Source organism: Ohtaekwangia sp., from assembly GCF_036568665.1.
Lineage (GTDB): Bacteria > Bacteroidota > Bacteroidia > Cytophagales > Cyclobacteriaceae > Ohtaekwangia.
Genome location: NZ_DATCSD010000433.1, coordinates 1 through 10,423, shown reverse-complemented (window position 1 = coordinate 10,423; position 10,423 = coordinate 1). Strand labels below are relative to the sequence as shown.

Sequence of the window (10,423 nt, the reverse complement as noted above, 5' to 3'; positions counted from 1 at the left end):
GAATCAAACTTGAAAGGCTTGGTCAGAATGTCTTGTATACTATTGCTGGCAACCCTTTCCTTCAATTCTTCGGATAGCGTCTCAGCCGTAAAGGCAATTACCGGTGTGTGAATGTTCCGTCCCCGCTCCTGCGCCCGTATAGCACGTGTTACTTCATATCCATCCTGCCCCGGCATCTGAATGTCCATCAGTATAACATCGAATATTTTATTGGCAGTATGGAACAATGCCAGCTCACCATCAGGCACAATGGTACACTCCACACCATAATCTTTCATATAGTTACTGATCAGCATACGGTTCGACTCTACATCTTCCACATAGAGTATGCGATATCCTCTGAATGATGCCAGCAACGATACATCCTGCTTCTCTTTTTGACGAACCTCCGGTATACTTTCAATCCCCACGGTAAATGGAAGGCTTACCGAAAACACAGAGCCCTCGCCTGCCACGCTGCTAACTGATATATCTCCACCGAGCAACTCCACAAGGCTTCTTACGATGGAAAGCCCAAGCCCAGTACCTCCGAATTTTCGCGATATATACTTCTCTGACTGTTGAAAAGGTTTAAAGATCATTGGAAGTTTATCGGCAGATATACCTATACCCGAGTCGTGTACCTCGAACAACAGGCGACATGTATCATCTGTTCTTGCCGTCTGCGATATCTTTACCTTTACAAAACCACGCTGTGTAAATTTAAGGGCGTTGTTCACCAGGTTGTTCAATATCTGGTTGAGACGCATGGAATCGCCAATCAGCATAGGCGGTATAACAGCATCGGCCGTTACGCGGAAGTCCAGCCCTTTTTCGTGAGCGATAGGTTGATATGCCGATTGGAACTGCTGCAGGAACTCAAGTGTATTGAAAGCAATTTCTTCGCGCTCGATTTTACCGGCCTGTATTTTATTATAGTCCAGTATATCATTTACCAGATACATCAGGTTATCACTGGAGTTCTTCAGCGTCTTGATGATCTCCTGTTGATCTTCGCGTGGATTTTTATTGAGTAATAAATTTGACAGACCTATAACGGAGTTCAACGGTGTTCGTATCTCATGACTCATAACGGAAAGGAAATCTTCCTTAATCGCTGAAGCAGCTTCAGCTATGTGTTTCGCCTCAATGATCTCTTCTTCGCGTTTCTTGCTCAGTGTTATATCATAGCTAAACGAAAAGTATCCTTCAAACTCACCATCATTCATAAGCGGAACAATATGCTTGTGCCACCAGACCAGATCGCCTTGTTTGGTACGATAGCAAACTTCACCACGCCAGCCTTTACCGGTGCGAAGCTGCTCCCAGATAGCGTCAAAGAATGAAGGCCCTTGTATACCCGATATATAGGTCTGTAACTCGCGGTGAGCACGCCCAATTACTTCGCTTTGAGTATATCCCATTACCTTTTCAAACAAAGGATTAACATCGGTAACAATACCTTTACTATCAGACGAAATAATGATGGCAATCTCGTTCAGCGCATCTGTCTTGATCTTCAGCTGGCGGTATGCTTGCTTGAGTTTATACTGCGAGTCGATCAGCTTATGATTTATACTTTCCAGTTGCAGCGATCGCTTTCGCAATTCCTTTAACAACACATGCTGGCGTTTGTTCAGCGATTTATAGGCTCGCAGTGAATTGGTGAGTCGTGCGTTTGATTGATTTAACTTCTGTTCGTATTCAATCTCATAACTGATGTCGCGTGACAACGATCGAATCGAAGTAATTTTCCCTTCTTTATCCTGTACCGCTTTAAAACTCTTTTGAAGCCATACATAGTCATCGGAATTTTTCCGTTGTATCCTGACTTTCACGGTATAGTTTCGTCCAGGATATTTAGCAGCTTCTTTAAACGTAAGGATGAGTCGTCTTCGATCCATCGGATGGATGCACGCATTGATCAACCTTCCACCCACCACTTCTTCGGGCATATATCCCAGCACTGTGGTTATAGCAGGAGATACATACTCCATCACACCACTGCAATTATACAGCCCCACCATTTCATGTCCGGCTTCCGCCAGCATTTGATATTTCTCCTTGCTCAGCCGAAGTTCTTCAGCGATCAGTTTCGATTCCGTAACATCACGGGCTACACCAAATATTTCTATTGCCTGTCCGCTGGCATTACGGAATACATCGCCCTTTAATCGCACCCAACGTATGTCTCCATTGGCAGTATAAATTCTGTGCTCCACCTGGTAAGGTTCGCCTTTCTCTACACATTCAAAAGCCTGTGACCTTACTTTCTCGCGATCGTCCGGGTGTACACATCCCATGAATTTATCGTCTGTAATACCTTCCGCTGGCGACATGGTATATATCTTATAGGTTGTTTCAGACCAGAGCAATGTGTTTGTCAGAAAGTTCCAGCGCCAACTGCCTATATTTGAAAAATTGAGTGATAACCGGAATAGTTTCTCCATCTCGCGTGAAGATTGTTCGGCCGCCAGCCTCTCCGTTACTTCGATCAGTACATACATGCGGCAGTGTCTCCCGCTTAATACAATGTTATCGGCTTGTACTTCAAACGACCGTATCTTGCCATCCTTGTCGTAAAAATGTCCGATGATGGATCGAAACAATGCTCCGCTTTCATCATGCTTTCGGATAAGATCGGCTATTAATGTCCTTGTTTCCGGAGTTGCATGCATGGCAACATGCGGCATATCTCCATCACTATATTTCTCCAGGTCGGTATATCCAAAAATATCAAGCAACGTTTTGTTTGCATAGATTACTTTATTGTCTTCAGCAATACAAACACCAAGCAGTGTGCTTTCTATCAACGACCGGTATTTCTCTTCACTTTCATGACGCAACACTTGCTCGCGTATCAGTAATTGATTTTTGCGTTCAACTTCCTTCCGCCTCTTCAATGATAACCGCTGACGGCTCAGGATTAACAGAAGAATACAGACCGCACCGGCAAGACCGATCATCAAAGAGTTTCTTCTATATACTTCGAGATCGCGTTGATGCGACATCACCGAAAGTTCCATCTCCTTCTTCTCCATTTCATAGTTATGTCTCAAACTTTCCACGGAGTTCCTCGCGTCAGCACCCTGCAAACTATCGTTCAGTGCTATATAGCGCGACTGGTATATATAAGCCTGGTCATATTTTTTTTGTATCTCGTATACTTTAGACATCTGAAGGTAACTATCGGCTATGTTACCTTTTATATTTGATTCACGTGCATATTGCAGCGCCTTTCTGGCAGCTTCCAACGCTTCCTGAGTTTTGTGTTGAGCAATATATATTTCGCTCAAGATACCATAGATATCAGCATATAGCGACACAGATCCGCAGCCTGTTACTTCTTTAAGGGCTTTCTCTTCCCATGCAATGGCTTCGGACAGCTTTCCCATTTTAAAGTATATACCTCCTATTGACGACAGCACGCTGCCCAACGAAGGCTTATCATCAATTTCCCGGTCTATCTCCAACGCGCGCATATAGTATTGCAGTGCGAGAGAATCACGGTTTGCATTTTCATGTATATAGGCAATGTTGCTCCATATCCGTGATATACCGCTTTTAAATCCAAGCTTTTGCCAGACAGCAAGTGCTTTGTTAAAATATTTCAGCGCTTCATCACTGTCTTTTTGATCAAGAAAAATAACACCGACATTATTGTAGCAGGCCGCTATACGTTTATTGTCGTGCAACGCTTCGTATATGCGCAGGGCTTTCAGAAAAAAATCAACGGCCTTGGTAGGATTCCCGCTGCGTCCGTTATATACTCCCAGAAATATATAGCCTTTGGCTTCGCCTCTGGGGAAATTAATAGTTTGAGACAACGTGATCATTTCCTGTGCTATTGCAGGCATCTTCTCGTTATCGAGATAGCTTTGTTCATCGCATAGCACAGACAGTGTATTGACACGATTTGTGTCTTGCGGAAGAGTTTTTAAAACGGCATATAAACTGTCAACTACCGATTGCTGCGCCAAACAGGCATGCTTTGCCACAAGCATAAATACCAGCAAACCAAGACACAATCCTTTCCTCATATACAGTACTTCCAGGGTGCTATATTTATAATAAAATCAACAGACTCTTATTCGGAGTATATCTCAAAAAGACATTCTTCCGAAAAATCAGAACCGGATTTTCTGTTCGGCAATCTTTGCTACCAGTTCGGTGGTATTTTTCAGATCAAATTTTCCAAGCACGTTTGCCCGGTGTGTTTCGATTGTGCGCGGACTTACCTCCATGCGTGCAGCGATCTCTTTACTGGAGCACCCTTCAATAAGGTATTTAACAACTTCTTTTTCTTTGTTAGTGAGGAACGGAAGACCTCTGTAGGATTTTTTATAGAGGCTGCTCACCAGGAGATTGGATATTTCGAGCGAGTAGAATTTTTCGCCCTGCATAACTTTGTGCAAACCAAGAATCAGTTCTTCTGACTCCACATCTTTATGGATATAGCCATCTATACCGGCTTCCATAGCATTAACGATGTAAAATTCTTCTTTGTGCGAACTGAGAATAACTACTTTAATGCCGGGCTTTTTTTCCTTCACATACTTGGCAACATCCAGTCCGCTTTCTTTGTCCAGCGAAATGTCGATCAGTACCAGGTTTGCATGGATGTCGTTAATCTGAGATTTCACCGCGCTGAAATTTTTGAACTCCCCTACTATACTGAACCGAGGATCTTTTTTGAGAATAGATACCAGACCAATTCTAAACAAGGCATGATCGTCAATTACAATTAGCTTTATCATATTTATTTTAAATAAGTTCTCCGGCTCTCACGCAACGACTCCTTCTCCAGTCGCTGACCTTTCTCAAGTAAGTTTTATAGGGATTTACCAACGGAAGATAACGTGGCTAACATATGATAGCAGTGATTGGCTACGCATAGACAAATATGTATATACCCTTAGTATGTTTACGGTATTATGGGATGACAAAAAGGTGTACTTGTATCACACAGTTTCCTGTATAGACTTTTGCACGGGGTATTTTGTTAACTGTATATCCCGATAATTTGACACGTTTGATGTCTCCTATTCAGTCCTAACCAGTAAAACGAAGTCATTTTATATTACTTGCTGGCAACATTTGATACCCATTTGCGAACATCTGGACATTAAAAAAGCTTCAGGTAAAAAAATACCTGAAGCTTTTTTTAATCTTTTAGCGGACGAAAAATAAACTATATCTTATTTCTATACCCCGTTTGTTACTTACGCTTTAATTGAAAAGCACGTGTAACATTAAAGCCTAAATGTATATCTCCTTTAAAGAATTTCCCGTCTGTCTCGGTAATAAACGAGCGTTCCGTCATACCACGCGTGTTTGTAAGAATGATCTGGAAAACGTGACCTCCGGTTTCAATATCGATGGCAAAACCCAATGCATCACGATAGGGATTTGCATCATCCGTATTTAGGCGGTAGTAATATTCGGCATTCACTGAAACGCTACGCGTGAGCCTCAATCGTCCGCCCACCCCCAGAGCAACCTGGTTATTTTTTCCTTCATCCAATGCCACGTAATTTTTATGTACAAATGTGGGCATTAATTGCAGAGAAAGCGCTGACGTGAACTTGCGCGCAATCAACATTTGTCCGGTATAAGCAAGTCTGTCGGTGCGTTCAAACCCATCCGGTACATCGGCATCACGCGGAGATGCTTTATAGGCCGTGCTTCCAAAAAGTGTGATCGTAACCGGTACACCTTCTTTCGACTGCTTTAATAATTTATACTTCAGGTATCCATCCACTGTTTTATCGGTAGAGCTTCTTCCTATACCTATATCCAGTTTATCGGTAAGTCCGTATTCAAGACCAAGACGTACATACGCATCATCCAATCCGTACAGCTCATACAATCCCTGGTTGAGGCGACCAAAACGGTGAGAGAAAATAAATTCGAGTGTTCCCTTTCCTACAGTTTCTACGGTATGTCCGTTTACCAGTCGAGTACCTTTAAAAGTTTGTGCTACATAAGCCGGCTCCTGCTCCGAAGTAGACTCCAGTTCTTTCAACAAATCATCCTGGGCAAAGGCCACAGTGGCAAGCAATGTCAACGCAGTGGATATTGCCCCTTTTGAAAATAATCGCATGTTTACTATTGAGGTTTATAGGTAAATTGTACAGTTACTTCTACTTGCTCGGCTATATTTTGCCACATCAGCTTAGGTATATCAACTTTATAATCGGCTAACTTGACAATGAATACAGACTTCATATTCAGGTTATCGCCCGACTTTTCAATGGTGCCTGGTATTTCTACATCGCGGGTTACACCATGTACAGTAAGTTTACCTTTCGCAGTTACATTCTGTGATGTTACAACTGCAGCATCATAGCCTGATACTTTGCCCTGAAAGGTTGCCTTCGGATATTTTTCAGTCTCCATATATTTTTCATTGAAGTGCTCCTGCATCAGCGACTTCTTGAATTGAAATTCATTGATTGGCACAACAAACGCTATATCTCCGGTGTTTGAATAAAATACACTGGTGGCTTTCTGGTTGTCAGCCTTTATATCTTCGATCGCTGCGTGCGAATAGAAAGTAATCATGCTCTTACTTACGGTATACTTCTGCGCAAATGTGCTGGCCACCGAACAGGCTACCATCAACACGACTATCGATACTCTCATGATTGTTTGTGGATTAGTTATGGTTAATTAGAATAAAACAACTTTAGTTCTGTAGTGCTCCGTCAGTTACCCAGCACGATATCAAATTGATCTGATCTTGTGTGATCGTTCTTCCATCGGGTGGCATAGATCTGCTGCCCGTACGTGATTTTATCAGACTCGCATTCTTCTGTACATTGGAGAAGTTTGTGAAATTAGGACTCTGTCCTCCACTCACGTGGCAACCGGAAACAGCGCAATTAGCATCAATGATTGTTTTGATATCATTGCTCCAGGTTATACCTGTATTGCCATGCGCAACGGTAGCGCTGATGGCCAGCGAACAACCTTCTGCATCTTTTACAGTAATGCTATAGGTGCCTTCGCCCAAACCGGTAAATGTACCATCAGATACAAAGCTGCCTGACCCTACTCTATATTGAAAAGGTGTATGCGAACCGGTAGCGTTAATCGTTATCGTTCCATTATCAGAAAGGCATTCTGAATCCGCTGTTGCTTCATACGTAGCCGCCAGATCGGAACCTTGTATAGTCAACGTTGATTCTGTCTGACTCTCACATCCTTTCGAATCTTTTAACGTCACTATAAATGTACCACCCCCCAGGCCGGTAAACGCTCCTGATGATTGGAACGTTACTCCGCCATCTATACTATATTGATAGGGCGTTTCGCCACCGGAACCCGTTACAGTTATAGCGCCATCAAAGCTCTCACAACTTGTAGGGTTTGTTGTGGACTCCACTGCTATAGCAGTAGGATTTAAACTACAATCCACTGTTGCCACCTCCACGTGATTGGTGCATCGCCAGAAAAGAACAGCCAATACAACTGCACTTGCAAAATTTACTTTCCGAACCATCTTTATTTATTGATTTGATACTTCAGCGTGAAGAACGATCCCAGGCTTACGAGATCAATTTTACCTTGTCCTACACCCGACACCGGAGCTTTGAGGAAAGGCTCTGCCTGGAACAAAAAGCGTTCGCTGATTCTGTACTGTATGCCAATAGAGAGGTTGAGCATACTAAACCAGTTGTTGTTCTTGTTCTTATAATTTTCTGAATAGTAATACTCATACATCGTATCCGACATCATGGTATAGGTATAATTCTCGCGCAACATCAGGTATGACGATGCACCCACTGTAGCATATACATTTAATCGTGCACCAGGCATAATATAGTAGGTTACGTTAATGGGAATATCGAGAACGCGACAATCACCATCCAGGTACGTTGCCCAGGCTGAATGACCATTATTACTATAGGTCATACCCGGATCAGACAAACCGTATAACTTCTTCGACCATATAGCTCCTATACTAAGTCCCCAATGACCCGATGGAGAGTACTCTCCCAGCAAGCCTATATTTGTTCCCGGCTTACCAGGCCTGGTGTAGCCTACTGCACTAAAATCCGGTGACACTACCAACTTGGCAAACCATTTACTTTTTCTCTGAGACTTTTCTTTCTTCTCTTCCTGTTGCTCCGTTGCTACAGAATCGCGATGGTTATTAGTTTTAGCTACGGAGTCTGCTTTCGCTACAAGACTGTCGGCCGTAGATGATTTTGTTTGATCCTGAGTCGCTGTAGCATCCGCCTTTTGTTTTATTATACTACTGCTATCTCCCTGTACTTCACCAGTAGTATTGTTCGCTGTATCTTCACTCAAAACACCTGAAGTCTTTTCTTTACCAGTACTACCAACAGCCTCATTCTGTTTATTAGCGATACTGTTAAACTGGTTCGCGTTATGGTTAGCTCCTTCGCGCTCCTTCCGGCTTATCGTCACGCTATCTCCATTGGAAGAAGGTATATATTTCGCATTTTCTCCTGATGCTATACTATTGCGTTTTGCAGGATCGAGCAGATCATTCTTTTGGTTCTCGATAACCACACCTTGTACAGTTCCTTTGCTACTATCAACGGCTTGATAATTACCCGCGACATTTATAGTCTTTTCAGAATCGCTTTTATAATGTTTGTTTCTTTCCGTAGCATTAACAGGTGTAACCTGGTTTTGCTTCGAAGTGCCTTCTATAGTACTGTCAGATAAATTGCCACGACCATTTTTACCAGTAGCAACTGTTCCTGTAGCAGCACTACCAACGGCAGCATTATTACCCGTGGCATTTCCTTTTACAGCCGATATACTATCATTTGAATGCTCCTGCGAAGCTTGAGTATATTTCTTCTGCCCGCTGGCAGCTCCTGCTTCGCCCGTTTTCCCATTTATACCTGTATTTGCAGCAGTAGCGTTCGTTACTGTAACATTCTTATCATCGCCTATAGCAGTTTCTTGTGTTTTGTCTTTACCAGCAGAAGCGTCTGTTACTGAAAGTATATTTCCGTTTCTACCTTGCACAGCGTTTTTATTCACAGTGCTTGCCTCAGCATCGCTTGCATTTCCTGCTGTTGAATTATTATTGCTATCGGCATTTGATTCTGCCTCGGCATAGTGTTGTTCCGATTGCTTTTCGTTCAACGGATTTTTCCCGGGTTGTTTACCGGATAACGATGCGGTATATTGTTTCTGTGCTTCATTATTATTTTTTGCGACCAACGCAATTGTATCAGCGTCAGGCGATGATAAACCATCGCCATGACCTGATACCTTTCCATCCTTCACCCCTCTGATACTTTTACGAGGATCCGTTCGCTTACCGGATCTCTCCTGCGAAAAATTTAAAGAAGATGTATTGTTAGCCTTGTTATTATTATCGGATGTCTGTGATGCTATCGCTGCTGCCTGACGCTGATTGCGCTTATCGGCCGATGCATTCACACTACTTGTTCGTTCCGCCTTCGATATACTTTGTTCTGCATCCCTGTCATTTTTCGAAGAAGATAACTCTCCGGATGATCGCTGCGCTGGTTCAGTATATATTTCCTTCTGATCGGCAGAACGACCATCACTCTCTGCATGAGCATTTCCTTCCGGGGATGCATGTTTATCATCCCCATGAACGGACGAATCACTCTTAACCTGCTCAGATATAGCATCGGAATCACTCTCAGCGCGTGATGAAGGTAATACCTTCTCTGGCGAGCCCGGTGTTTCAGCCACCTCCGATATATTCTTTGTTGAAGAAGCATTATACTTGTTTATACCCCACCAGGAAGCGAGTAAAAGTAAAAGCGCGAGCGAAATATAGCCCGCACGTTTATACCTGCCTGTGCGTGTATCGCGATCGATACGATTCGATAACTTTTCCCAGTCTTGCGGATCAAACTCCGGCTTTACATGTTGTGCAGCATCGCGGAAGAGTTTGTCCAGTTCATCATCAGAAATATTGCGCATAACTGTTGATGTTTATTTTTCGTAACTGGTTCTTCAGATGCTCTCTTGCCTTGAAGAGATTAGACTTGGATGTACCTACTACAATACCCAACTGTTCGGCTATTTCTTCGTGCGAGAATCCATCGATCACATACAGGTTAAATACAGCACGATAAGCGTCCGGCAATTTTTGTACAAGAGCGATAAGGTCTTCATACGCCACTTGCTCATTTCCTGTAGCACCGGTAGAAATATTCTGAACGGCTATATTTTCGATATCCTGATGATGATAGTGTTTATTGTTTTTACGATAATGGTCAATGGCGGTATTGATCATGATCTTTCGCAACCATGATTTTGCTGAAGCCTGTTCATCGTGTTGATGTACATGTGTAAAAAACTTCATAAATCCGTCATTCAATATTTCCTTAGCCTCTTCCCTTGTTTTGGAATACCGCAGACAAACACTCATGGCATACCCATAGAAGTACTCGTAAAGAGCCTTCTGTGCTTCACGGTT

Annotated in this window: 7 protein-coding genes; all 7 read right to left on the bottom strand. The window is 42.9% G+C overall.

The genetic code is table 11. The annotated features are described in order from the left end of the window. On the bottom strand, positions 1–4,019 hold a 4,019-nt coding region (locus VIN08_RS25510; RefSeq protein ID WP_331971695.1), incomplete at its 3' end, for a PAS domain-containing protein. Between the two features lie 87 nt (positions 4,020–4,106). Continuing rightward, the gene (locus VIN08_RS25505) at positions 4,107–4,736 is read right to left on the bottom strand and encodes a response regulator transcription factor (protein WP_331971692.1); all 630 of its coding nucleotides are present in this window, start codon (positions 4,734–4,736) and stop codon (positions 4,107–4,109) included. Positions 4,737–5,197: 461 nt separating this feature from the next. Then, positions 5,198–6,082, bottom strand: a complete 885-nt coding sequence (locus VIN08_RS25500) for a DUF5777 family beta-barrel protein (RefSeq protein WP_331971688.1) — start codon at positions 6,080–6,082, stop codon at positions 5,198–5,200. Between the two features lie 5 nt (positions 6,083–6,087). Then, positions 6,088–6,624 carry a YceI family protein gene (locus tag VIN08_RS25495; protein ID WP_331971686.1) on the bottom strand — a complete coding sequence of 179 codons (537 nt, stop codon included), beginning with the start codon at positions 6,622–6,624 and terminating at the stop codon, positions 6,088–6,090. A gap of 43 nt (positions 6,625–6,667) precedes the next feature. After that, positions 6,668–7,483 (bottom strand): SprB repeat-containing protein, encoded by an 816-nt coding sequence (locus VIN08_RS25490; protein WP_331971683.1) that lies wholly within the window; start codon positions 7,481–7,483, stop codon positions 6,668–6,670. Between the two features lie 2 nt (positions 7,484–7,485). Beyond that, entirely contained in the window at positions 7,486–9,924 is a 2,439-nt protein-coding gene (locus VIN08_RS25485) for an outer membrane beta-barrel protein (protein WP_331971680.1), read from the bottom strand. Then, positions 9,908–10,423, bottom strand: a 516-nt coding sequence (locus VIN08_RS25480) for an RNA polymerase sigma factor (protein WP_331971677.1), incomplete at its 5' end; no start/stop codon positions are given. The genes VIN08_RS25480 and VIN08_RS25485, both read right to left, overlap by 17 nt.

Excerpts from the sequence above, each read along its gene's own strand:
- VIN08_RS25495 (WP_331971686.1), bottom strand. The coding sequence starts at position 6,624 with ATGAGAGTATCGATAGTCGTGTTGATGGTAGCCTGTTCGGTGGCCAGC.
- VIN08_RS25490 (WP_331971683.1), bottom strand. The coding sequence starts at position 7,483 with ATGGTTCGGAAAGTAAATTTTGCAAGTGCAGTTGTATTGGCTGTTCTT.
- VIN08_RS25485 (WP_331971680.1), bottom strand. The coding sequence starts at position 9,924 with ATGCGCAATATTTCTGATGATGAACTGGACAAACTCTTCCGCGATGCT.
- VIN08_RS25500 (WP_331971688.1), bottom strand. The coding sequence starts at position 6,082 with ATGCGATTATTTTCAAAAGGGGCAATATCCACTGCGTTGACATTGCTT.
- VIN08_RS25505 (WP_331971692.1), bottom strand. The coding sequence starts at position 4,736 with ATGATAAAGCTAATTGTAATTGACGATCATGCCTTGTTTAGAATTGGT.